At 61.8% G+C, this 22,104-nt stretch carries 28 protein-coding genes; 16 read left to right on the top strand and 12 right to left on the bottom strand.

What is annotated here, in order from left to right; translation table 11 throughout:
- Positions 1–44: 44 nt before the first annotated feature.
- Genes BBX50_RS14735 through gstA form a run of 3 tightly spaced genes read right to left on the bottom strand, consistent with a single transcriptional unit; the run spans position 45 to position 1,274 of the window.
- On the bottom strand, positions 45–257 hold the full coding sequence (locus tag BBX50_RS14735) for a 4-oxalocrotonate tautomerase family protein (RefSeq protein ID WP_065776081.1): 213 nt from the start codon (positions 255–257) through the stop codon (positions 45–47).
- 10 nt (positions 258–267) lie between these two features.
- Positions 268–663: a nuclear transport factor 2 family protein gene (locus BBX50_RS14730; protein WP_065776080.1), complete on the bottom strand. Its 396-nt coding sequence runs from the start codon at positions 661–663 to the stop codon at positions 268–270.
- Positions 660–1,274, bottom strand: a complete 615-nt coding sequence (gene gstA / locus BBX50_RS14725; RefSeq protein WP_065776079.1) for a glutathione transferase GstA — start codon at positions 1,272–1,274, stop codon at positions 660–662. Before gstA ends, BBX50_RS14730 begins: the two co-directional genes overlap by 4 nt.
- Before the next feature lie 136 nt (positions 1,275–1,410).
- Between gstA and BBX50_RS14720 the strand changes: the two genes are divergently transcribed.
- Complete coding sequence (locus tag BBX50_RS14720) at positions 1,411–1,812, top strand: helix-turn-helix domain-containing protein (RefSeq protein ID WP_065776078.1); 402 nt, start codon at positions 1,411–1,413, stop codon at positions 1,810–1,812.
- A gap of 3 nt (positions 1,813–1,815) precedes the next feature.
- On the opposite strand, the gene BBX50_RS14715 is transcribed toward BBX50_RS14720, so the two are convergent.
- The gene (locus BBX50_RS14715) at positions 1,816–2,736 is read right to left on the bottom strand and encodes a LysR family transcriptional regulator (RefSeq protein ID WP_065776077.1); all 921 of its coding nucleotides are present in this window, start codon (positions 2,734–2,736) and stop codon (positions 1,816–1,818) included.
- Between the two features lie 149 nt (positions 2,737–2,885).
- On the opposite strand from BBX50_RS14715, the gene BBX50_RS14710 reads away from it, so the two are divergent.
- From BBX50_RS14710 to BBX50_RS30650, 3 genes are all read left to right on the top strand, one after another.
- Entirely contained in the window at positions 2,886–3,158 is a 273-nt protein-coding gene (locus BBX50_RS14710) for a DUF2798 domain-containing protein (RefSeq protein WP_065776076.1), read from the top strand.
- A 158-nt stretch (positions 3,159–3,316) separates the two neighbouring features.
- Positions 3,317–3,688, top strand: coding sequence for a hypothetical protein (locus tag BBX50_RS14705; protein WP_065776155.1), 372 nt, complete (start codon positions 3,317–3,319; stop codon positions 3,686–3,688).
- 83 nt (positions 3,689–3,771) lie between these two features.
- The gene (locus tag BBX50_RS30650) at positions 3,772–3,957 is read left to right on the top strand and encodes a hypothetical protein (RefSeq protein WP_065776075.1); all 186 of its coding nucleotides are present in this window, start codon (positions 3,772–3,774) and stop codon (positions 3,955–3,957) included.
- Here BBX50_RS30650 and BBX50_RS14695 read toward each other — a convergent pair.
- Together BBX50_RS14695 and BBX50_RS14690 are read right to left on the bottom strand one after the other, a co-directional pair.
- Positions 3,954–6,113, bottom strand: a complete 2,160-nt coding sequence (locus BBX50_RS14695; protein WP_065776074.1) for an inverse autotransporter beta domain-containing protein — start codon at positions 6,111–6,113, stop codon at positions 3,954–3,956. The genes BBX50_RS30650 and BBX50_RS14695 overlap by 4 nt on opposite strands.
- Before the next feature lie 166 nt (positions 6,114–6,279).
- Complete coding sequence (locus BBX50_RS14690) at positions 6,280–7,119, bottom strand: SDR family oxidoreductase (protein ID WP_065776073.1); 840 nt, start codon at positions 7,117–7,119, stop codon at positions 6,280–6,282.
- A 135-nt stretch (positions 7,120–7,254) separates the two neighbouring features.
- On the opposite strand from BBX50_RS14690, the gene BBX50_RS14685 reads away from it, so the two are divergent.
- Complete coding sequence (locus BBX50_RS14685) at positions 7,255–7,611, top strand: helix-turn-helix domain-containing protein (RefSeq protein ID WP_065776072.1); 357 nt, start codon at positions 7,255–7,257, stop codon at positions 7,609–7,611.
- Between the two features lie 51 nt (positions 7,612–7,662).
- On the opposite strand, the gene BBX50_RS14680 is transcribed toward BBX50_RS14685, so the two are convergent.
- Positions 7,663–8,541 carry a VOC family protein gene (locus tag BBX50_RS14680; protein WP_065776071.1) on the bottom strand — a complete coding sequence of 293 codons (879 nt, stop codon included), beginning with the start codon at positions 8,539–8,541 and terminating at the stop codon, positions 7,663–7,665.
- A gap of 305 nt (positions 8,542–8,846) precedes the next feature.
- On the opposite strand from BBX50_RS14680, the gene BBX50_RS14675 reads away from it, so the two are divergent.
- A complete protein-coding gene (locus BBX50_RS14675) occupies positions 8,847–9,269 on the top strand; it encodes a universal stress protein (RefSeq protein ID WP_065776070.1) in 423 nt (140 codons plus the stop codon).
- A gap of 65 nt (positions 9,270–9,334) precedes the next feature.
- The gene (locus BBX50_RS14670) at positions 9,335–9,679 is read left to right on the top strand and encodes a TraR/DksA C4-type zinc finger protein (RefSeq protein ID WP_065776069.1); all 345 of its coding nucleotides are present in this window, start codon (positions 9,335–9,337) and stop codon (positions 9,677–9,679) included.
- Between the two features lie 25 nt (positions 9,680–9,704).
- Here BBX50_RS14670 and BBX50_RS14665 read toward each other — a convergent pair whose 3' ends face one another.
- Positions 9,705–10,181 carry a GNAT family N-acetyltransferase gene (locus BBX50_RS14665; RefSeq protein ID WP_065776068.1) on the bottom strand — a complete coding sequence of 159 codons (477 nt, stop codon included), beginning with the start codon at positions 10,179–10,181 and terminating at the stop codon, positions 9,705–9,707.
- Between the two features lie 242 nt (positions 10,182–10,423).
- On the opposite strand from BBX50_RS14665, the gene BBX50_RS14660 reads away from it, so the two are divergent.
- On the top strand, positions 10,424–11,086 hold the full coding sequence (locus BBX50_RS14660) for a hemolysin III family protein (RefSeq protein ID WP_065776067.1): 663 nt from the start codon (positions 10,424–10,426) through the stop codon (positions 11,084–11,086).
- Between the two features lie 32 nt (positions 11,087–11,118).
- On the opposite strand, the gene BBX50_RS14655 is transcribed toward BBX50_RS14660, so the two are convergent.
- The 3 genes from BBX50_RS14655 to BBX50_RS14645 all read right to left on the bottom strand — a co-directional run bounded on the left by BBX50_RS14655 (position 11,119) and on the right by BBX50_RS14645 (position 14,025).
- Positions 11,119–11,643 (bottom strand): hypothetical protein, encoded by a 525-nt coding sequence (locus BBX50_RS14655; protein WP_065776066.1) that lies wholly within the window; start codon positions 11,641–11,643, stop codon positions 11,119–11,121.
- A gap of 115 nt (positions 11,644–11,758) precedes the next feature.
- Positions 11,759–12,166, bottom strand: a complete 408-nt coding sequence (gene msrB / locus BBX50_RS14650; RefSeq protein WP_065776065.1) for a peptide-methionine (R)-S-oxide reductase MsrB — start codon at positions 12,164–12,166, stop codon at positions 11,759–11,761.
- 266 nt (positions 12,167–12,432) lie between these two features.
- Positions 12,433–14,025 carry an EAL domain-containing protein gene (locus BBX50_RS14645; protein ID WP_065776064.1) on the bottom strand — a complete coding sequence of 531 codons (1,593 nt, stop codon included), beginning with the start codon at positions 14,023–14,025 and terminating at the stop codon, positions 12,433–12,435.
- 461 nt (positions 14,026–14,486) lie between these two features.
- Here BBX50_RS14645 and BBX50_RS14640 point away from each other — a divergent pair, with 461 nt between their 5' ends.
- The 8 genes from BBX50_RS14640 (at position 14,487) to mucR (ending at position 21,253) form a co-directional block, all read left to right on the top strand.
- Entirely contained in the window at positions 14,487–16,847 is a 2,361-nt protein-coding gene (locus BBX50_RS14640) for a putative monovalent cation/H+ antiporter subunit A (RefSeq protein WP_065776063.1), read from the top strand.
- Positions 16,844–17,263 (top strand): Na(+)/H(+) antiporter subunit B, encoded by a 420-nt coding sequence (locus tag BBX50_RS14635; RefSeq protein WP_065776062.1) that lies wholly within the window; start codon positions 16,844–16,846, stop codon positions 17,261–17,263. Before BBX50_RS14640 ends, BBX50_RS14635 begins: the two co-directional genes overlap by 4 nt.
- On the top strand, positions 17,263–17,640 hold the full coding sequence (locus tag BBX50_RS14630; RefSeq protein ID WP_065776061.1) for a Na+/H+ antiporter subunit C: 378 nt from the start codon (positions 17,263–17,265) through the stop codon (positions 17,638–17,640). The genes BBX50_RS14635 and BBX50_RS14630 overlap by 1 nt, the downstream gene beginning before the upstream one ends.
- 7 nt (positions 17,641–17,647) lie before the next feature.
- Positions 17,648–19,210: a Na+/H+ antiporter subunit D gene (locus BBX50_RS14625; RefSeq protein WP_065776060.1), complete on the top strand. Its 1,563-nt coding sequence runs from the start codon at positions 17,648–17,650 to the stop codon at positions 19,208–19,210.
- The gene (locus tag BBX50_RS14620) at positions 19,207–19,683 is read left to right on the top strand and encodes a Na+/H+ antiporter subunit E (RefSeq protein ID WP_065776059.1); all 477 of its coding nucleotides are present in this window, start codon (positions 19,207–19,209) and stop codon (positions 19,681–19,683) included. The genes BBX50_RS14625 and BBX50_RS14620 overlap by 4 nt, the downstream gene beginning before the upstream one ends.
- Positions 19,680–20,063, top strand: coding sequence for a cation:proton antiporter (locus BBX50_RS14615; RefSeq protein WP_065776058.1), 384 nt, complete (start codon positions 19,680–19,682; stop codon positions 20,061–20,063). The genes BBX50_RS14620 and BBX50_RS14615 overlap by 4 nt, the downstream gene beginning before the upstream one ends.
- The gene (gene mnhG, locus BBX50_RS14610) at positions 20,060–20,419 is read left to right on the top strand and encodes a monovalent cation/H(+) antiporter subunit G (RefSeq protein ID WP_065776057.1); all 360 of its coding nucleotides are present in this window, start codon (positions 20,060–20,062) and stop codon (positions 20,417–20,419) included. The genes BBX50_RS14615 and mnhG overlap by 4 nt, the downstream gene beginning before the upstream one ends.
- 402 nt (positions 20,420–20,821) lie before the next feature.
- Positions 20,822–21,253 (top strand): exopolysaccharide biosynthesis transcriptional regulator MucR, encoded by a 432-nt coding sequence (gene mucR, locus BBX50_RS14605; RefSeq protein ID WP_065776056.1) that lies wholly within the window; start codon positions 20,822–20,824, stop codon positions 21,251–21,253.
- A gap of 139 nt (positions 21,254–21,392) precedes the next feature.
- On the opposite strand, the gene BBX50_RS14600 is transcribed toward mucR, so the two are convergent.
- Positions 21,393–21,815 (bottom strand): SufE family protein, encoded by a 423-nt coding sequence (locus tag BBX50_RS14600; protein WP_065776055.1) that lies wholly within the window; start codon positions 21,813–21,815, stop codon positions 21,393–21,395.
- Positions 21,816–22,104: the final 289 nt, after the last annotated feature.

Raw genomic sequence — 22,104 nt, 5'->3', positions numbered from 1 at the left:
CCGAGTTGCCCCTTCCTCCATGGTGGGGAAGGGGCTTCGTGCCGCTAGGATTTCTCCCTGGCCTTCCGTCGATATTCGTCGACCGGCAGTCCGCCGACGCCCCAGTCCTCGAGCGCCACTTCGTCGATGACGACAACGGTGGTGGCCGGGTTCTTGTCGAGCACGGTGACAAGCAGATCGGTGACGCCTTTGATCAACGCGGCCTTCTGTTCGGCGGTTGCTCCCTCCCGGGTGATCTTGATGTTCACATAGGGCATACGTCGCTCCTCAGTTCGAAGGTTGGATGTCGTAGTGGAAGACCTTGGCGATCACCTGCCAGCGCCCGTCGACGAAGACGAGCGACAGCAGGTCGGTAAAGGCCTTCTCGCCGATGGCGCATTGAACCTTCGCGAGCGCCGTCACCGGCCCCGCGAACTCGATGGAGACGATCTTCTCGGCAAGTCCCTCGCCGCGGCTTGCAGGCGAGGGGCGCTTGTCGACGATCGGGAAGTATCGCTCCATGTCGAGTTCAAGCAGGGTACCGTCCGTTGCGGTGGCGTAAAGTGCCTTCGGGTGGAAGACTTGCCTGAGGATGCTGGTATCGCTCCGATGGAGCCCGTCGAAATAGAGCTGCAGCACCTCGATGACGGCAGCGAAGCGCGGATCGCTCGTTGACGCGCTCATGCTGCGATCAGCCCTTCGGCCTGCATCGCGGCGCGGACGGCGGGTCGTGCGCCGATCCGTTGCATATAGGCGGTCAGGTGCGGCCAGGGGGCGAGCGAGACGCCGGTGACGCCGCTCCAGTTGACGACCGTGAAGAGATAGGCGTCGGCGACCGAGAACGCCTCTCCGAGCAGATAGGGGCGTCCGTCCGCAAGCAGACTTTCTACGTTGCCGAAGCGTTTCGCCACTTGAGCTGCGGCCGCTTCCTTCGCCTCTGCGCTCGCCGTCTTGTTGAACAGCGGCGAGAAGGCCTTGTGCAGTTCGGATGAAATGAAGTTCAACTGTTCCTGCAGGCGGGTGCGCGCGAGCGTGCCGTTTGCCGGCGCGAGCTTCGCCACCGGAAAGCGGTCGGCGATATACTGCACCACGGCTGCACCTTCGGTGACGACGTCGCCGCTTTCCAGCATCAGCGCCGGCACATAGCCCTTGGGATTGATCGCCTTGAAATCGGCGCCGTCCTCGGTGCGATGCGTCTGCGTATCGACCCGGACGATCTCGAAATCGGCGCCGGCCTCATGCAGGCTGATATGGGGGGAAAGCGAGCAGGCGCCGGGGGCGTAATAAAGCTTCATGATCAGGCTCCTTCTGAAATGACTGTCCCTTGTCGGGGACGGCGGAACCTAAGCGGAAGCGATAACCTTTGTATATCAGATAACCATATGTTACTTCCTATTGCAGTTTCCCGACGGTAACTGGAAAATTCTGCCGATGAGCTTGAAAATCCGAAAAAATCGGGCGGCTGCCTTGCCGCCCACGTGCCCGGTCGGCGAATGCATGGTGCTGCTCGGCGGCGCCTGGACACCGAACATTCTCTGGTCCTTGAGCGCAGGCCCGCGCCGCTTCAGCGAACTCAGGATCGATGTTCCCGGCATCTCGGCCAAGGTGCTGAGCACGCGGCTCAAGGAGCTTGAGGAAAAGGGAGCGATCGAACGGCGGATCATGCCGACGTCGCCGCCTTCAGTCGAGTATAGTCTGAGCGATCTCGGCGAGGAATTCATCCCGGCCATACACGCCATCGTCGAGGTGGGCTATCGGCTGAAGCAGAGGCGAGGCGTCGAGGTCGTGCGCAGCGAAAAGGCTGCCGTTGATGCCGTGGCCGGCGACGGGTGAGGCTTACCAGCGCCCCTTCAGTGTCTGCACGGCGTGTTCGATGAAAGCCCGGACCTTCGGCGTTTCCGCCTGGCGGTCGGCAAAGCAGGCATAGAAGTCGAAGGGCTCGTGGTCGGTACTGGCGACCCCCTCGCGCGGCAGTCCGCCGAACAGCGGCACCACCAGTCCCCGTTCGATCAGCGGTGCCGCGATGAAGGCGCCGAGCCGGGTGATGCCGGCGCCGGCGATCGCCATTTCCGCGAGCGTGTCGATGTCGTTGCTGACGATCGTCGCCTTCAGTTCCGGCTCGAAGCGCAGGCCGTCGCGGGTAAAGGCCCAGCGGAAGATGCGGCCGTGCCCGGCGTAACGATAGACGAGGCAATCGTGGTGGACGAGATCCTCGGGCCGTTGCGGGCGGCCGCGGCGCTCCAGATAGGACGGGGCGGCGCAGATGATCATCGGCACCGAAGCGAGCTTGCGCGCGATCAATCCCGGCTCGAGCTGCAGGCCGAAGCGCACGCTGATGTCGATGCCTTCGCCGATATGGTCGATCTCGCGGTCGGTGACGACGAGTTCGATCGAGACATCAGGGTACCTGGCCGCAAACGACGGCACGAGCGGCGCCACGACATGGCGGCCGAAGGCGACGGATGAGGCGATCTTGAGCGGCCCGCGCGGCTCGGCGCTAAGCGCTGAGACGGCCGCGGCCGCGAGTTCCAGTTCATGCACGACACCACGCACCCGTTCGTAATAGATCCGGCCGCTCTCGGTGAGGCCAAGCTGGCGCGTTGTCCGGCTGAGGAGCCGGCTGCCGAGCGTGCGTTCGAGCCGTGCAATGTTCTGGCTCGCAGAGGCCGGCGTGATGCCCAGCTTTCGTGCCGCCGCGGCAATGCTGCCCTCTTCGACACTCCTTACGAAACTCTCGACTCCGCGCAGGGTGTCCATAATGTCATCCATCGAATGCTTGTGTCTATTCGATAGTTTTGCCTACTTCTGAAGGAGGCTGCAAGGGTCTACTTCGCGTGTGCGTGATCCGTATAGTGCAATCCGAAGCGAGGGGATTTTCCCCTCGGTCATTTGCTGGAGATTTGCTCATGGAAGACACGTTATCCGCTCCGCGGCTCGCCCGCAGCCGCAAGCTGCCACCGCGCGCCGCACCCATAGCCTTTGCCTTCTTCATGTCGGCGATCATGGCGTTCCTGATGTGCTGCGTCATCGTCGGCGCCAATACCGGCATCAACGGCGGCTATCCCTTGCGCGTGCTCAGTGCCTACGGGCTCGCCATGCCCGTCGCCTTTGTCTGCGTACTCCTTGTTCGCCCCTTCGTCGCCAAGCTCGTCGGCACCGTTTGCCGCCTGCCTGGCTGAGAAAGCACCGTCCCGGACGTCCGGGACGGGCAGCCTGACGCGTGCCTTTCAACGATCGCGATGGGACGCTCTCGGCACGTTCACTTGCAATTCAGCCTTGCAGTCGCATCTTCTTCCTTGCCGTCGATGATCGGCGGCTCCAAGCAAGGGGTTTCGCGATGGGCATGCTGAAAAAACTGGTATCGGCCGCCGTTCTGGCCTCGGCTCTCACCGCGGCGATGCCCGCGAGCGCAAGCACCTTCGTCGCTTGGGAAGTCGCGGGAGTGGAGTGGAACGATGTGCTCAATGCGCGGGCCTGGCCATCCTCGTCCTCGGCCGTTCGCGCCGGCTATCCCAATGGTACGCGGCTGCAGATGACCGGCCGCTGCATGAATGGCGTCGACCTCAGGCGCATCGCCCGCTGGTCAGCCTTGGCGCAGAGCCGGGCGGTGCGCGCGACCTGGTGTCAGATCTGGCACGACCCGCAACGTAGCGGTAACTGGCAGGAAGGCTGGGTCTACGGCAAGTTTATCCGCCCGGCGCGCTTCTGAGATGCAGCCCATTTGAGCCGATGAGGGACGGCTGGCGTCGAGCGAACTGGAATTCTTCACCATGCTGGTGGGGCGTTCAGGAAATGGCGCTGACCCTGGTAGCGGCCGGTTTCACCGATCTTGTCGTGTCCGGTAACTATGCCTGTGGCCGTACGCCGCGCGATGGCGATCACGCCGTCACCTTCGAGTGCCGCCGCCCAGAACAACGTTCGACGCGCTCGCGTAAGAGCGCCACGCCCGGTTACCCGGGCGTGGCTGAGAGCCTTTAGCGGCAACGGGCTGCGGCGTTGCCCTGGTCAAGCGGGGTGCCGTTGACGGTCAACACCGAACCCGCCGACTGGGTGATTGTCCCGGGCGACCAACCGGTATCGAGCACGCAATCCGTGGGCGTGTTGGTGACGGTGACACTACCATTGATGTCTTCAGCCGGGCCCGAGAAGTGCAGGCCCGCGATGCCGGCCTTGTCGACTGACATGTTCTTCAGCACGACGTTGCTTACCGGCCCGCCCAGGAATCCATAAGGATCGCCATAGATGTGGGCTCCATAGGTACCGGCATTGGTGACCGTAACGTCCTCCAGCGAAATGCCGGAGACCGGGTTGAAGAAGATGCCGGCCTTGAGCGTGCGGTCGACCTCTAGGCGCTTTACGTTAACGTTCGTGGTCTGCACGTTGAGATTGGGGCTTGCAACCAGCATCAGTCCGTTGATGCCGCCTGATAGCCGCATGTCATTGATGGCGACATTCGAGGTGCCCTGGAGCACGACCAAGTCCATGTCGCGATCCTGCTTGGAATTGTCGACTGTCACCCGGTCGAGCCTGACGCCGTTGCCGGCGACCAGCAGCACGCCTTCGCGCCGCGAGTTGCCGACGTTGACATTGTCGAGCGTCACATTCTCCGTGCTGCTGACGAGTTCATGTTCGGTCCGGCTGATCTTCCTGAACTCGCCGCTGGCGAACACACCGTAGGTAACCCTGTCGATCGTCGTGTCTCGAACCGTGATGTTGCGGCCACCGACCGAGCTGATGGCCGCATAGGGCGCCTTGTTCGGATTGGAGATCGAGAACTCGCAACTCGTGTTGTTTTCGCAGATGAAGAGGTCGTGGATGCGGCTGTTTTGAACCAGCGCGCCATTGACCCGGGTGAAGCGGATGCCGTCGTGGTTGGTGGCAGAAATGTCGACGTTATCGACGATGACATTTGCGGCATTGGTGGCCGAAATGCCGGCGAGGCCCCCACGGATCGAGAGCGACGAGACAGTGCTTGCCGACGCCATGGCGATCACGTCCTGGGCAGGGTTGTAGCCGGTGATCGTCGTGGCGGCGCCCTGGTTGACGAAGCTCGCGGTCGCGCCGCTTCTTGCGCCGCGCACCGCGATAACGCCGCCGCCGCCGAGAAACGTCTGGCCGTTTCCGAGTGCGAGCGTGCGGTCGAGGCCGAGGTCTCCGTCGGCAAGGATCAGCGCGTCGGCGCCGGCCGAGCCGATCAAGGCGTTGATATCAGACGCGTTGCCGGAAGCGGACGAAACGGTGACGACCCGCCCGGCGTCACGGCCGCTGGCGGCGAGCTGTGCCGCCTCGATGTCTCCGGTTGTGCCAGCCTGGGTGCGGATCCTGGTCGCACGTTCGACGCGCTGGGTCATCGGGTCGAACGCGTCGCTGGTCGAGCCGGTCGCGCCGAACGGGATGCGCAGTCGCGCCATGACGGCGCCCTTCAGTTTGTCCTGGTTGTCATAGGTTCCGGTGACGCCGAGCGAAACTGTTGAACCCTCCGACAGACCGGGCAGATCGGCAAACGTCAGTTCCGCGCGCAGTTTGGCGCCGAACATGTCACCGAGGTTGCGCCCGCCATACCAGTAGCTGCCGCCGAAGACCTTGAGCTGTACGTTGGAGCCTTCATCGAAGACAGGAAGGCGGCCGCCGATTTCAGCGTCAAGGCCGCGCCGGGCACGTTCCTTGCCTTCCTGGAAGACGAGCACATGATCGCGCACATAGGCGGCGTTGAAGGCGCTGAGTGCCTTGGCGCCGGTCAGCGGCAGGTAGAAGTTGCTGCGCATTTCGAGGTCGCCGTTCAGCGCCTCGACACCGAAGGACAGTTGGCTGAAGGAGTTGCCGTAGTCGCTCTTCAGATAGTCGTAGTAGCCATAGGCACCGACGACCCATTGCTCATTGGCGCGGAAGCGATAGCCGGCACCGATTGAGCCCTGGCGCACGGAGCCATTGGCAATCGTGCCGTGTGTATCGATGAAAATCGCATTGCCCGAATCGAGCACGAAAGGCAGGAAGAAACCGCCGCTCACATCCGAGCCGCCGCTGAAGAAACCGCCCTCGATTTCCGCCTGTGCACGAAGATCGACCGCCAGCGCGGCGCTCGATAGCAAGGTGCTGCTTGCCAGGGAAGCCAAGAAAATGTTCTTATTTTTCATATCATTAACTCCGCATGTATGCAGCCTTGGGCGAGGCCGCTTGGGCATGCGGTTAAGATATGTGAGTATCATACTCAAGTTTATTGATCGACAAAATGGTGACTATCCAGCGGCGTGTTGACGCAGGCGGGTGGCGGCGATTGCCTGCAACTTTAGGAAGGCGGCTTCAAGCTTTGAGTGCGTCGATGTTGTCCCTCGCATAGACCTCCACGCTGCGCGGCTCATGGCCCGTCAGCGTCTTCACGTCGCCGGTCGGTTTCGCCACCCAGCCCTGGCGCACCGGATAGAAGATCGAGGCGAGGAAGCGTGCGTGGTCCGAAGGCACGCCGGCGCCTGTCAGAATGCCGACGAAGGTCTCGTCGTCGACCGGCGCATAAGCGATCGGCCTGCCGGTGACGCGTGACAGGATGGCGGCGGCCTCGTCATAGCCTAGCGCTTCCGGGCCGGTCAGATTGTAGGCGCGGCCGTTGAACGCATCGCTCGTCAGCGCGGCCGCCGCGCATTCGGCGATGTCGCGGGCATCGATGAAGCTCGTCTTGCCCTCGGCGGCCGGTACGGCGATCGCGCCATGGCGGATGCCCTCGATCCAGTAGGTCTGGAAATTGTCGGAGAACCAGTTCGGTCGGAGAATGACGAAGCGCGCACCGGTCCTTTCGAGCAGCAGTTCGACCTGGCGGTAGGGGATACTATCGTCGGCGTCGACGCCGATGACGCTCATCAGCACGATCTTGAGACCGCGTGCGGCCGCAGCAGTGATGATTGGCGACAGCAGTCCGACCGGGTCGAGGTGCCCTGACGGCGCAAGGACGAACAGGCGATCGGCGCCATCAAGGGCGGGGCCGAAGGTTGATGCGTCCTGAAAATCGAAGGCGACGACTTCGGCGCCATCGACAGGCGTCGCCTTGCGTGTTGCAGCCTTGACCGCTTCACCTTTTTCGATCAGGGCGCGGACCACCTTGCTGCCGACGGTTCCATTCGCCGCCAGAACCAATACCTTTCCCGACATAGCGCGTCTCCTAAGTTTCCATTGGATACCATATTTCCTATGGGTACTGGATATAGCCGACGAAAAATGCTGTAAAGCAGGCAGTTTTTGGTCACATGGTTTCCCCATGGAAACCACGTTTGGAGCCTGCGGCTGATGGAATACGACGTCTATGTCCAGACCTGCCCGACCCGCCTGGTGCTTGATCGGCTCGCCGACAAGTGGGCGGTTCTGGTGCTCGGCAAACTTGATGACAAGCCGGTGCGCTTCAATCAGCTGAAGCGCGAGATCGACGGCATTTCACAGAAGGTGTTGTCGCAGGTTCTAAAGAAGCTCGAGCGCGATGGCCTCGTCAGCCGCAGCGTTTTCGCCACGGTGCCGGTGACCGTCGAATATGCCATCACGCCGCTCGGTCGCACCCTGGCGTTGACCGTCACGGCCCTGACCCGCTGGGCGGAGGAAAACATCGAGGCCGTCCTTAAGGCGCAGCAAAAATACGACCGCAGCGCCTGAGGCAGCTGCGGCCGGTAAGTATCTGCAGATGCTCTGCAGTCGGGAGAAGGCTCAGGCGACCAGCTTGAGGCCGATGCCCCAGGGGTCGATCAGGCTGTGGGCATTGCCGTCGCGATTGACCGGAATTTCCAGAGCGTCGAGCTTGGCGAGTGCCGCGTCGAGTTCCGCCGGTTCCCTGAAGTGGATCGTATAGTCCGAAAGCCCGGTCATGCGGCTTTCGCGCTTTGGCGCCCCCCGCGAGTTCCAGATATTGGCGGCGACGTGGTGATGGTACTTGCCGGAGCCAAAGAAACTGGCGCCGGGATAGCGCGCCATCAGCCCTAGCCCCAGCACATCGCGGAAGAAGGCATCGGCCTCGGGGATGTTGGAGACCTGCAGATGGATGTGGCCGATAGCGGTGCCATCCGCCATGCCGTCCCAATTGTCCTTGGGGGCTTCGTCGTACAGCGCCTGGAGATTGAGCGGCAAGGTGTCCATGCCGACGGACCCATCCGCCATGAACGTCCACTCGGCGCGCGGCCGGTCGCGATAGACTTCGATGCCGTTGCCTTCCGGGTCGGCGAGGTAGATCGCTTCGCTCACCAGGTGATCGGAAGCGCCCTGCAGTCTGATGTTGTGGTGTGCCGCATGCGCCAGCCAGCGCCCGAGCTCCTCGCGGTTCGGCACGAGAAAGGCGTTGTGGAAGAGACCTGGCGCATTGCGTGGCGCGCGCGCCGCGTTGCCTTGGGTCGTCAGGGTCAGGAGCGGCCGGCCACCGGCGCCGAGCGTCTCGCCGCTCGTGCTGGTCTCAAGCGGCTTGAGGCCCATGATCTTCTGATACCAGGCGGAAACGACCGGCAGATCCTGGACGACCAGGTGTGCGCGATCGACATGGGCAGGCATGGCAAGCGCGTGGTCGGTTGGGATATCGGACGTCTGGTATAGCGTCATGTCTGGCTCCTAGGCATCGAAGCTGCGACCGGCTTGCGCGGTCCAGTTTCGCTGAAACTGTTAGCGGGAATATGGGCCGCCTCGTCCGTTCACGGAAGACCGTCAGTCACTTGATGTTGTGTTCGATGAGCGTTGACAGTGATTGTCGTCGCCCTACCTCATTTTGAGTGAGGCCACGCGAGCGCAGCGCTTTCGATTTGATTTCAGTCAATGACGATCTGGCGGGCCGCATGCAATCTCCAGGCGAGGGATTGGTCTGTCGCATCGGGCGCCGGCGATCCGTGGGGCAACAGAAGGAGTGCAGCATGTACAAGAAGATCATCGTCCCGATCGCGATGGATCAGCTCGAGCACGGCGAATCCGTCCTGGGCATCGCCGAGAAGCTGATCGATGAAGGGGGCGAGATTATCCTGCTCAACGTCGTCGAGGATCTGAATGCCTATGCACAGGGCTACATGATCGTCGATTTCCCGCTGGAAATGGTCGAGGAATCGCGCAAGCAGGCCCAAAAAACGCTCGACGCGCTGAAGAGCAAACACGGGATCAATGGTCGCGTCGAAATCCGCACCGGCGGCGCCGCCGGCACCATCAACGCCTTCGCCAGTGAAGAGAATGCCGATCTGGTGATCATCGCTTCGCACCGGCCGGGTCTGATCGATTACTTCATCGGATCAACCGCAAGCCGGGTCGTCAGCCATTGCGCTTGCGCCGTTCTCGTCGACCGGTAAGCCACCAACAAAAAGAGCGCCTGCGGCGCGCAACTTTCGCGCCGCCACCGCCAAGGAGTGTTCAGATGGACAAACATGCGCTTGACGACTTTCGCGATCGCCTCACCCGCCGCAAGGAGGAGCTTCAGGGGCGCCTGGTCAAGATCGAGCACGATCTCGATGAGCCTATGAACGCGGACGTGCCGGATCGCGTGACCGAGCGGGAAGGTGACGAGGTCCTGGAAGGCCTCGGTCTTGCCGGGCAGGAGGAGATCCGTGCGATCGACGCCGCCCTCGACCGGATCGGGGCAGGCAGTTTTGGCACCTGTGTTCGCTGTGGTATGCCGATTTCGTCTGCGCGCCTGCACGCGGTACCCCATGCGCCACTCTGCCAGGAATGCGCAGCTGAGGTTGCTCGAGGCGGCCGGTGACTGCCCGCCTACGGCAGCACTTTGGTCAGCGGTTTGCCATCGAACCGCCATTCAGTTCCAGCTTCAATCTGGGCAGAAAGCGGCCCGGGATCACAGTAGAGACGATCATGCCGTCATCGACTGCGCCCATACGGCGATAGAAATCGGCCGCCCAGGGATCCGCATCGATCGTCATGACCGTGGCGCCACGAGCGCGGGCGGCCTGTACGCACCAGCCGAAGAGCTTCCTGCCGAGGCCGCCCGCCCGTGCTGCGGGCTCAATGAAGAGCTTGTCGAGCTCGGCAATCCGCTCGTTCGTGCGGACCTGCGCCATGCCAAGGATCCGGTCGCCATCGACGGCAATCTGCAGATCCGAATCCGCCCAGTCCTCATCCGTTAGTGTCAGGGCCGGACGGCACGCCTCAAGGAAGGCGGCGTCGTATCCCCACACGGCTTTCGATCGCAAGCAGAGATCGCTGAGTGCGGCCGCCTGTTGCGGGTGAGGGGCACGCAGGATTGTCATGGTTGTCCTCCCAATCGTCGTCTCGTAGTCCCCTCATTTGGTCACTGCCGAACCCGCGGACAAGCCAAGCCGGACTTCGCAATCATCTCATGCGATTATTGTAATGCGTTGCAAAAGTTGATGCTTTTGCCGCGCCAATGTGTCTTTGCCATAACGTGGCGCTGTGGCAGGATACTTTTGATGCGATGGTGCGACACGCAAGAGCGCGCCACGGAAAAGACAGGAGCGGGGAGAGGGATCGCGTGGAGTTTGCTGGCGTCAAGTGGAACTATGACCGCTCGGAGCTGATTGCCGACGGCATCGTGCATGGCATCGGCCTGGCCGCCGCGCTGGTCGGCGTCACCGCGCTGATCTTCTACGCGACGCTCTGGAGCACAACCGGCCAGCTCGCGGCTGCCGCCGTCTATGGCGCAGGGTTGCTGGCGACGCTGTCGATCTCGTTCCTTTACAATCTCTATCCGGTCTCGCGGACCAAGTGGTTTCTGCGCCGCTTTGACCATTCCTCGATCTTCGTTCTGATCGCCGCCACCTACACGCCGTTCCTGCAGCGCGGCCTGGATGACCCGTTCCTGTTTGTGATGCTGATCGGCATCTGGGCGATCGCCGCGCTCGGGGTTGCGATCAAGTGCCTTTTTCCCGGCCGCTTCGACCGGCTGGCGATCCTACTCTACCTCGCCATGGGATGGAGCGGTGTGCTTGCCGTTGGCCCGCTTCTGTCGGCCCTGACGGCAACGACGCTGGTGCTGATCCTGGTGGGCGGGATCATCTATTCCGCGGGTGTGATCTTTCACGTGTGGGAAAAGTTGCGCTTTCAGAATGCGATCTGGCACGGCTTCGTGGTCACCGGTGCAGCGGTGCACTATTCGGCGGTTCTGACCTGCTTCAGCAACGCGACGGCGTCATGAGCCGAGCGCGACGAGAGACGGCGATCGCGTGGTCAGTTCGGAGCTTCGCCCGCCGCAGCCGCGACGGGGGCGTGCTGACAGCCTTCTGATGGCCTCAACGCTTCCGCCATGCGCGAAATCACGCCGTCGAAACTGGTGAGCCGGCTCTTGCGGTATTGCAGGCGGAAATAGGCGGCGCTGCCGTCGCAGAGCGCGACGGCACGGGTATAGAACACTTCCTCGCCGCGCGAGCCAGAAAAGCTTGCCCAGGCTGCCGTCACGCGGGAATAGACGATTCGCCATTCGCCCTCGCGCTCGAAACCGATGCGGTCGTTGACGTCGGTCTCAAAGTCGCCATCGAGCAGTGTGCTGCCGAAGACCGAGAGCGTCGCGCCATTGTCGTTGGCGTGGAAGCTCGCACCGTCAGCGTTGTCGCCTTCGCTTTGCAATTCGAAGCCGGGCGGAATGTCGAGCACATAGCCGAACCGCGCATTGGAATAGGGCTGCCAGTCTTCGGCGGCCATCGCGATGATGGCGGACGGGAAGCAAAGCACGAGTGCAGTCAGGATGCGTAGCATGCGGACCTCCTCTCGGCTCGCTCTACCCTTTATTCTTTCGATAACGCGACTACCGGCACAGGGCCTGTTCCCAATGGAACAGCAAACCCTATGCCACTCCTTCCGCGCGCCAGTGTCAATCCTCGGTAAACGTCATTGCATGGCCGTTGAGGCAATAGCGCATGCCCGTCGGCGGCGGGCCATCGGGAAAGACATGGCCGAGATGAGCATCGCAATCGGCGCACCGGATTTCGGTGCGGACCATGAAATACGAGCGGTCCTCGATCTCCCGGATCGCCTGGTCGTCGATCGCCGCGAAGTAGCTCGGCCAGCCGCAACCGGAATCGAACTTCGTGTCGGAGCGAAACAGGGCCCGGCCGCAACAGACGCATTCATAAGTGCCGGTCTGCTTGTTGTTGAGGAAGGGGCCGGTGAACGGACGCTCGGTGCCCTGTCGTCGGGTGATGCGGTATTGCTCCGGTGAGAGTTGCGCGCGCCACTCCGCATCGGTCTTCACCACCTTGGGCGTCTTGACGGTCGTCATTGAAGTCTCCTGCCGCTACGGCGATTATATAGGGATGCGGTCGGGTCGGCGCAAACCAGTGGGCGCAGCCTGTCCATGTGCTTCTGGGCTGTCGTTTCGGGAACTCGACCGGCGCGGGCGTGTCGTGGACAACCTCAAACGGCTTCGCGCCCAGCTCGATGCGGAAGTGCCTGCCAAGGAGACAGCGACCAGTGCGCATAGCCAACAACGAGGCATCGACCTATCTCGACAGTCTTCTGACCTGAACAAAGCCTGTCCCAGGTCTGTCACGCAATCTCGCGGCGGATAACCTTGGGTCCGGCGCCACGCCTGCGTTTGCTGTCGTTGTAGAAGGCGATGAACTCCGCCGCCGGCAACGGCTTGGAAAACAGCCAGCCCTGGCCGTAGTGCACACCGCGCTCGAGGAGATAGTCGGCCTGCTCCTGGCGTTCGATGCCTTCCGCGACGATGTAGAGATCGAGCGATTTGGCGATGTCGATGATATGCGGCGTGATCGAACTGGTGGCCGAATCCGTGCCGACAGTATCAATGAAAGATTTGTCGATCTTCAGCGCGTCGAGCGGTAGCTCCTGCAAGTATTGCAGGCTCGAGTAGCCGGTGCCGAAATCGTCGATCGCCACCGAATGACCGCGTCGGCGCGCCTCCTCGATCGTCGCCCTGGCCGATTTCACATCCATGAATCCCCGCTCGGTCGCCTCCAGCCAGATCTGTTGGGTGCGTATCTCGGTGTTTTCGAGCGCGGCCTGGATGACGGGCAGGATGCGTCCCGACTTGATATCGTTGGCGGCGAGGTTGACGGCGATATGCAGCGAGCGGTCGGCGACGAGTACCGCTTTCAGCTCTGCGATTGCGGCACGAATGACCTGATCCGTGATTTCCTCGATCAGGCCGTTTTCCTCCGCCAGCGGGATGAAGAGATCAGGGCGGACGAATTGCCCATCCGGCCGACGCCAGCGCACGAGCGCTTCCGCACCCACGCAGATACCGGTCTTCAGCTCGATGAGTGGCTGATAGTGCACGACGAACTCGTGCCGTTGGACGGCGATCGAAAGCTCGCCGAGTGGCGAGAGCCGGCGTCGGGACAGCCAGACGACCAGACCAACCATGAGTGCCGCCACCAGGGCGCCAACCGGCAGGAGCAGCAGGCGTTCACGGTCCATGTCCTTGAGCATGGCGATATCGGGTGCACTCGCAACGGCGATCCAGTTTGTTCCCCGGGCGGTCGCGAACAGATCGGCGGCATCGCTTCCGGTCCTGGGAAGTTCGGCGAGCCGTGCCGTAAGCGAAGTATCAGGGTCGTTCAAGGTGCTGACCACGACACCATTTTTTGTCGCCACGGCGAGCCGGGTGCCAGGCTCCGCAATCACGTCGACAAAGCGAGCCGGGTTCGTCAGCACGGTGTAGGACCGGTAGCGAAACGCCGTCATGGCGGTGCCGGTGCTGATGGTGGGATACATCCGCGGAATGACTTCTATGCCGTTGTCCGCAAAAAAGTCCGCGGGCTGGGAGCGGGTGAGGCGACGGGGTGGATAGCCCCACGAGGTGCATCTGAGCAGCCCATTCTCGAAGTAGCCGATATCCTCGATCGAGGTCGTGTTGACGACGAGGGATCGCATCGCCGCGATGTGCGCCGTCATACAGGGCGGTACATCGAACCGGTCCGCGGTTTTAAGTGCACGGGCGGCCTCTTCGAGGGCCGCGTCGGCGCGCATGATGGCGTAGTCTGCAAGGCGCGCCAGCCGCGTCTGTTCGCTGCGTACCGCAATCGACCAGGATAGGTAATAGGCTGCCAGCATCGGCAAGATAGCGCCGAACGCAGCCAGGATACTGGCGATGACGACTATCCGAGATCGTTCCAATCAGGCCTCGCCCATTCGAGATGGTGATCTTCAGTTTTGTGCTGCTTGCGGCAGGAAGGGTGGCAGGTCAACCGGCGCCATGCAGTCATCGATGTCGTCGTGGCAGGTGCTTTCGAGCTGTTACACGTTTCCGCCGCCAGCGGCGGCTGTTCTTGTTGATTCTGAATTGAGAAACTCTGCAAATACAACTATCACGCCTTGCTGTGCCGTTTCCAGGACGTTCGATCTATGCGCAGCGACGGCATGAATATTTTACTAACAGCATTTTTAATTGTTGTGGGTCGCCGCAACATAGGGCCCGCGAATCTGGTAATGCAGAGGCTGCCGCTTCGGTTCGTCTGGCTGATCTGACGGGCACATAACGCCGATGTTATCTGGATAAGGCTTGAGACACCAATACCCTTCTTCTATGTCGGGTGTTCGTTCGATTGTACGTTGAAAAAAAGGAGCAGGCCAGAACGATGGACGTTGCGGCCCTGACATTGCTGGCTCTCGCACTCCCTTTCGTCGCGGCATTGGTCGCGCCGCTTCTCACCCGTGTTCTCGGGCACAATGCGGCTTGGGTGCTGGCGCTCTTTCCCGCGGCGATCGTCTTGCATTTCACCCGCTTCTGGCCGGAAATCGAGAAAGGTGAGGTTGTAACCGGCGGCTATGCCTGGATTCCGTCGTTCAACGTCAGCTTCTCCTGGTTGATCGACGGCCTGTCGTTGACCTTTGTCCTCTTGATCGCCGGTATTGGCACGTTGATCGTGCTTTACTCGGGCGGCTACCTGAAAGGGCATCCGCAGCAGGGGCGGTTTTTTTCGTTCATCCTGATGTTCATGGGGTCGATGCTCGGGATCGTCGTTTCCGACAGCTTCCTGATGCTCTTCGTCTTCTGGGAACTGACCTCGATCACCTCGTTCCTCTTGATCGGCTTTGATCATTCGCGTGAAGCCGCAAGACGCGCCGCCCTTCAGGCGCTGGTCGTGACCGGGGGCGGCGGGTTGTTCCTGCTCGCCGGACTGTTGATTATCTGGAACGTCAGCGGCGTCACCCAGCTCTCGCTGCTATCGGCGTTCGGGCCGGAGATGCGCGAAAGCCCGTTCTATCTCGCTGCACTCCTTCTCGTTCTCGGTGGTGCCTTCACCAAGTCGGCGCAGTTTCCGTTCCATTTCTGGCTGCCAAACGCGATGGAGGCACCCACGCCGGTCTCGGCCTACCTGCATTCGGCAACGATGGTGAAGGCCGGCGTCTATCTGTTGATGCGGCTCAATCCGGTGTTCGGCGGCACGCCCGAATGGCAGATCCTGCTGCCGCTCTTCGGCGGTGCCACGCTTGTCATCGGCGCCGTGCTTGCCTGTCGCCAGACCGATCTGAAGCTGATGCTCGCCTATACGACGATGGCGTCGCTCGGTCTGCTTGTCATGCTCACCGGTCTTGGCGTCCCACATGCAATCGAAGCGGCGACGGTCTATCTCGTTGCGCACTCCCTGTTTAAGGGCGCCTTGTTCATGGTCGCCGGCATCATCGACCATGAGACCGGCACGCGCGACGTGACCAGGCTTGGCGGTTTGCGCTCCGCCATGCCGCTCACTTTCGTGATCGCGCTCACTGCCGCATTCTCAATGGGCGGGCTGGTTCCCTTCTTCGGCTTTATTGCCAAGGAGGAGATTTACTATGCGCTGTCCGGTTTTGACCGCCGCACCATGGTCTTTGCGGCGCTTACCATTTTCGGCAACGCGCTGATGTTTGCCGTGGCTTTCGCCGTCGCCTTGCGGCCCTTCATCGGCCCGCATGTCGATACACCGAAGGCGGCGCACGAAGCGCCTGTCCTGCTTTGGCTTGGCCCCGCACTGCTGGCGGCCAAGGGGCTTTCCGCCGCGTTGCTCTCGGGGCTGACACACGAACTGGTGTCGACGCCGATGGCCTCGGCGATATCAGGCGCCCCCCGCGCGGTCACGATGTCTGTCGTACCGCATATCGGCCTTCCCCTGGCCATGTCGGTCGCGACCGCGGTGATCGGCGTTGTCTTCTATCTGAAGCTCGACCGCCTTCGCGCCTTCATCGCCACCGTGCTTGCTGACATCGGCTGGGGCCCGGACCGCGGCTTTGATCAGTTCATCCGCGGGCTCGTCCGTTTCTCCGTCGCCTTGACGCGCCGACTGCAATCAGGCCGCCTTGAGGTGTACATGACAGCGACCTTCGTCCTGGTTGCCTTCGTGCTGTTGATCGTGCCGCTTTCCTATGGTGAGTTTCCGCGCGCGCCATACTTTGCGGCCGATGTGCCGCTGCACGAACTCGCGATCATGGCGATCGCCGTCATCGGTCTGGTTGCCGTGATGGTCGCGGCCGACCGGCTGACAGCGATCGTCTCGCTCGGCATCCAGGGCTTTGCCGTCGCCGTCATCTTCCTGCTCTATGGCGCGCCGGATCTCGCCTTTACTCAGTTCATGATCGAGACGCTGTCGGTCGTCGTCCTGGCGCTGGTGATGACCCGCCTCAGGCTCTCGCCCTCCGACCATCGTCCGCTCGCCCAGAAAATCCCGGATCTAGCCATTGCGCTCGCCTGCGGTCTCGGCTTCGGCCTGATGCTCCTGAAGGTGACAGGCGTTCCCTTCGATGCGACGCTCACCGATTTCTTCAATCTCTATTCGAAGACGATCGCCCACGGCGCCAACGTGGTGAACGTCATCATTGTCGACTTCCGTGGCACGGACACGTTGGGCGAGATCGCCGTGGTGATGGTCACCGGTCTCGCTATCCTGTCGCTGGTTCGCTTGCGGGCCGGTTCGCTCCGCCGCATCGCCGATAACGATCCGGATGCGGAGGAGCGCGCATGACGTCGGTGATCTTCCGTGCCGTCGCGCCGTTTCTCACCAGCCTGATGGTGCTGTTTTCGATCTTCGTCCTGCTGCGCGGCCACAATGAACCCGGCGGCGGCTTTATCGGCGGATTGATTGCGGTTTCGGCGCTCGCGATTTACGGCATCGCCTGCGGCGTCGAGACCGTGCGCCGCGCCATCTACATCCACCCGATGGCGATCTCTGGTGCGGGGCTTTTCGCAGCGACGATTGCGGGGCTGATATCGATTGCGGCCCGCGTCCCTTTCATGACCGGCCTCTGGATCTACCCGTCAGTTCTCGGCGTAGAGATACCGCTGTCGACGGTGACGCTGTTCGATTGCGGCGTCTATCTCGTGGTCGTCGGCGCGATCAGTTCGATTGCGCTGTCGCTCGAAGAGCGGGGAGGCGAGTGATGGAAGCCTGGTTTGCCTTGCTCGTCGGCATCTTCTTTACGGTCGCCATCTATCTGCTGCTGTCGAAATACATCATCCGTGTGCTGCTTGGCGTGGCGATCCTCGGCAATGCGGTCAATCTCTTGATCTTCACCGGTGGCCGGCTGACCCGGGGCGTGCCGCCCGTCATTCCCGGTCACCAGGACGCGCTCACCGGTCTGGCTGCCAATGCCCTGCCGCAAGCGCTGATCCTGACGGCAATCGTCATCTCCTTCTCCTTCTTCGCCTTCCTGCTGGTTCTCGCCTGGCGAGCCTACGAGGACCTGCAAACCGACAATACCGACGAGATGCGCGTCGCCGAGCCGAAAGACGAGCCGGCCCCGCCGCTTGGATACTGACTGACCCATGGCCGCTTCGACTCCTTCCCCCGCAGATCTTTCCGCCGCACTGGTGCTCGAGCCGGTCGCCTCTGCCGATTGGCTGGTGATCCTGCCGGTCGCCTGGTGCCTGGCGATCGGCGCACTGCTTGTCATGCTGCGCCGACAGATCGACTGGCACCCTTACATTGCGGTCCTTGGCCTTGCCGGTCTCGTCTTGATAGACGTTCTCCTGCTTCGGCACGTGCTTGCGAGCGGTCCGGTGACAATGGTCATGGGGCGCTGGCTGCCGCCCTTCGGCATCGCCTTCACCGTCGATCTGACGGGCGCGCTCTTTGCGCTGACCGCTTCGGTGGTGGCGCTTGCCGGTGCTATCTATTCGCTCGCCGACATCAATGACAGCGGCCGGCGCTACGGCTTCTATCCGTTCCTGATGTTGCTGATGGCGGGCGTCTCCGGCGCGTTCCTGACGGGCGACGTCTTCAATCTTTACGTCTGGTTCGAGGTGCTGTTGATCTCGTCTTTCGGCCTGATCGTACTCGGTTCCGAGCGTGAGCAGATCGATGGCGCGGTGAAGTACGGCTTCCTCAACCTTGTCGCCACAACCCTGTTCCTGATCACGACCGGCTATCTCTATGCGAGCTTCGGCACGCTGAACATGGCTGATATCGCCCGCAAGGCGGAGGGGCTTTCAGGCACAGCGCCGTTGATGACGCTGACGGCGCTCTTCGTGCTTGCCTTCGGCATGAAGGCGGCGGCCTTCCCGGTGAATTTCTGGTTGCCGGCGTCCTACCACACGCCGCGCGTCGTGGTGTCGGCGCTCTTTGCCGGGCTGCTGACCAAGGTCGGGATCTACGCCTTGATCCGCATCACCGTCATGCTGTTGCCGCTCGAACGCGAGCAATTGAGCTTCGTGATTGCCGTGGCCGGCGCGTTGACCATGCTTGTCGGCGCTTTCGGCGCTCTGGCGCAGTCGGATTTCCGCCGCATGCTGGGCTATCTCGTGGTCTCCGGCATTGGCTCGATCCTCGCCGGTGTTGCCGTTGGCGGGCCGGGCGGCATCGGTGGCGCGATCTTCTACGCTTTGCATTCGATGCTCGTTATGACCGCGCTCTACTTCGCATCCGGCGTTGCGGCCAAGCTCGGCGGCAGCTTTTCGCTCGCGTCGCTCGCTGGTCTCTATCGTCGCCACGCCGGCTTCGCGGCGTTGACGCTGATGCTCTGCTTTGCGGTTTCGGGCCTGCCGCCATTTTCGGGATTCTGGCCGAAGGTCATGCTCGTCAAGGCCGCGCTCGACATCGGTGCCTGGTGGCTGGCAGCGGCGTTGCTTGTGACCGGCTTCCTGACGACTGTGGTCACAGGGCGTTTCTTTTTGCTTGCCTATTGGCGCGATCGGGCTGACACCACGGACACGCCGCATTCCGTGACGATTTCGCCCGCCGCTCTGCTGCCACTCACGGCACTGACGATGCTGGTCCTGGCGATCGGCCTTTATCCGGAGCTGCTGCTGTCGACCATTCAGAGTGCAGCGGCCGGGCTTGGCGAGCCTTCGGCCTACCTGAACTCGGTCTTTCCGGGAGGTGCCCCGTGACCAAGTTTCTGACCATCAACCTGGTGTTCACGGCGATCTGGGGCGCAATCAGCGCCAGCTTTTCGCCAGCCAACCTGGTCCTTGGTTTTGCCGTCGGCGCGCTGTCGCTCTGGCTGATCCGGCGCGAGCTTCAGCCGGTCGCCTACCCGGTGCGCCCGCTCAGGCTCTTTCTGCTGACGGCGCTGTTCTTCAAGGAGCTGGCGATCTCGGCGACCAAGGTCGCCTTGATGGTGATCAAACCGAAGATGACGCTGAAGCCTGGCATCTTTGCCTATCCCCTGACGGTCAAGAGCGATTTCGAGATCGCGCTGCTCGCAAACCTCATCACGCTGACGCCGGGAACCCTGTCGGTCGACGTGTCCGATGACCGCCGGACGCTCTATGTCCATGCGCTCGACTGCGCCGACCCGGGCGGCCTCAGGCGCGACATCGCCAATGGCTTTGAACGCCGGATCAAGGAGGCGTTCGAATGAACCTGCCTGATCAGATAGAAGCCCTTGCCACAGGTTTCGCGCTTGTCGCGCTCTCCGCGGCGCTGCTGATAACAGTTTGGCGCATCATCCGTGGTCCGACACTGCCGGATCGGGTGCTTGGCCTTGATATGCTGGTGGCGATCGCCATCGGTCTGATCGCCGTCGTCGCTATCCGTACGGGTTTCAACCTTTACATCGACATCGCCATTGCGCTCGGTCTTGTCGGCTTCCTGGCCACGGTTGCCTTTGCGCGCTTCATTCTCGCGCGCGGCCTTTCGCCGGAGAAGGCGAGCGCCGATGACGGCGCGACACAGGCGAAGCGGGCGCCGGCAGCTCGGGCCAGCACCGCGCATCGCAAGCGAAAGGGAGGCCGCCGATGAGCCCTGCAGTCGATTTGGCCATCGCTGTGCTGGTCGCCGTTCTGCTGGTCGTCGGCGCGATGTTCTCGCTGCTGGCGGCGATCGGCATCCTGCGTTTTCCCGATCTCTATACGCGCATGCATGCAGCGTCCAAGGCCGGTACGATTGGTTCGGGCCTGTTGCTTTTGGGGGCGGGTGTACATTCCCTGGACGCGGCGATTTTGATGCGGGCGCTTGCGGGCTTTTTCTTCTTCGTTCTGACTGCTCCAATCGCGGCTCATCTCTTGGCAAAAGCCGCTCATCAGGCAGGTTACAGACTGGCAAAGCTATCTGTCATAGATCAGCTTCCGCAAAAGGAAGAGCCACGTCGTGGCTGATCGACCGCATTTCTGACTCTGTATTTCAGAACTTTGCGATGCAGTGTGGCCATTTTAGCAATTTGGAGATAAAGTTGCTAAGCGTCGATAAATTTATGTTTGGACTTTTTGCGCATCGATGTTAATCGAGTAAATGTAAAGTGTCGTCGTGGAAAATACTTTGATCTGAAATTCCAGCTTGAGTTGTGAGTGTTGGTTGTTGCTTTGAGTGTTCGGTCGTCACCGGTGACTCGGCAGCAGGTTCGTAATCAAAATTCCAACTCTTGATGTCGCGGCCGGTGTTTCTCCTTGCCGCGTTTGATGGTCTATCCCAAGGCAGAGAAGGCTTCCTCACGACTATTGCAAGCGTTCCTCCCCCGAAGCGTCGTTTCGGGTTGTGCTGAAGTCCGATAGGAGAAAGAAATGACTGAAACAGCGCTTGGCGCGAGCCATGAACTTCTGGTTGAGCTGACGGCGGAAATCGTTGCCGCCTATGTCAGCAATCATGTGGTTCCGGTCGCCGAGCTTTCCACGCTGATCGCAGACGTGCATTCGGCGCTCAACAACACGGCAGCCCCGGCGCCGGTCGTTGTTCCCGTCGAAAAGCCGAAGCCGGCCGTGTCGGTTCGCAAGTCCGTTCAGGACGATCAGATCACCTGCCTCGAATGCGGCGGCACCTTCAAGTCGCTGAAGCGTCACCTGATGACCCACCACAATCTTTCGCCGGAGGAATACCGCGAGAAGTGGGACCTGCCGACCGACTACCCGATGGTCGCGCCCGCCTATGCGGAGGCCCGCTCGCGCCTTGCCAAGGAAATGGGCCTTGGTCAGCGCCGCAAGCGTCGCGGCAAGTAAGCGCCTGACGCGTCCCGCGCAGGAGCCAGCTGGTCTCGCGCGTTGAGGGGCGTGAACAATTCACAAGGGCCGGGCCGGAGCGTCCGGCCTTTGTGTTTGGTGCTATTGGAAAGGAAAGTGCCCGCAGACGCCGCCACTCTCAGGCCGCGAGGCGAAGCTCCGCTTCGGTCTTGATGCGGCGGATCATCGAGCGCAGGCCGTTGGCGCGCTGGGTCGACAGGTGCTCGATCAGGCCGATCCGCCCGAAGGTGTCGATCGCGTCAATCCTGGCAATTTCGGAGGCATGTTTGCCGGAATAGATGGCCAGCACGATGGCGACGAGGCCGCGCACGATATGGGCGTCCGACTCGCCTTCGAAGGTGAGGACAGGGTCCTCGGGATTGCCGGCCGCATCGGTGACGAGCCAGACCTGGCTGGCGCAGCCCTGAACCTTGTTTTCCTGGGTGCGCTTGGCTTCGGGCATGTCTGGCAGCGCCTTGCCGAGTTCGATCACATAGCGATAGCGATCCTCCCACTCCTCGAGGAAGGCGAAGTCGTCGATGATCTGGTCAAGCGTCGTCATGGTCCGGTCCAGTTGTCAGGAGATTATACGCCCGCCAGGTCATGCTGCGAACGTGGTTCATCCTTATCCATGCCCTTTGCCGATCCGGCGTCCGGGCTTCCAGCCTTCATATAGGGGATGGCAAGGTCATTGAGAACCGACAATTGCGGTGCGCGTGGAGTTCGGCTCCTTTAAAGCATCGTACGTTTAATCAGACGCCTACCCTGCCGCCTTGAGATAGTTCCAGCACTCGGTTCTGTTGAAGAGGTTGCAGATGGACCCGAGGGCGTTTGAGAGCGTGTCGAAGGTT

This window comes from Ensifer sp. LC11 (genome assembly GCF_001695835.1).
GTDB lineage: Bacteria > Pseudomonadota > Alphaproteobacteria > Rhizobiales > Rhizobiaceae > Ensifer.
Note: the sequence above shows the minus strand (reverse complement) of the source record. Positions and strands in the feature narration are given on the sequence as shown.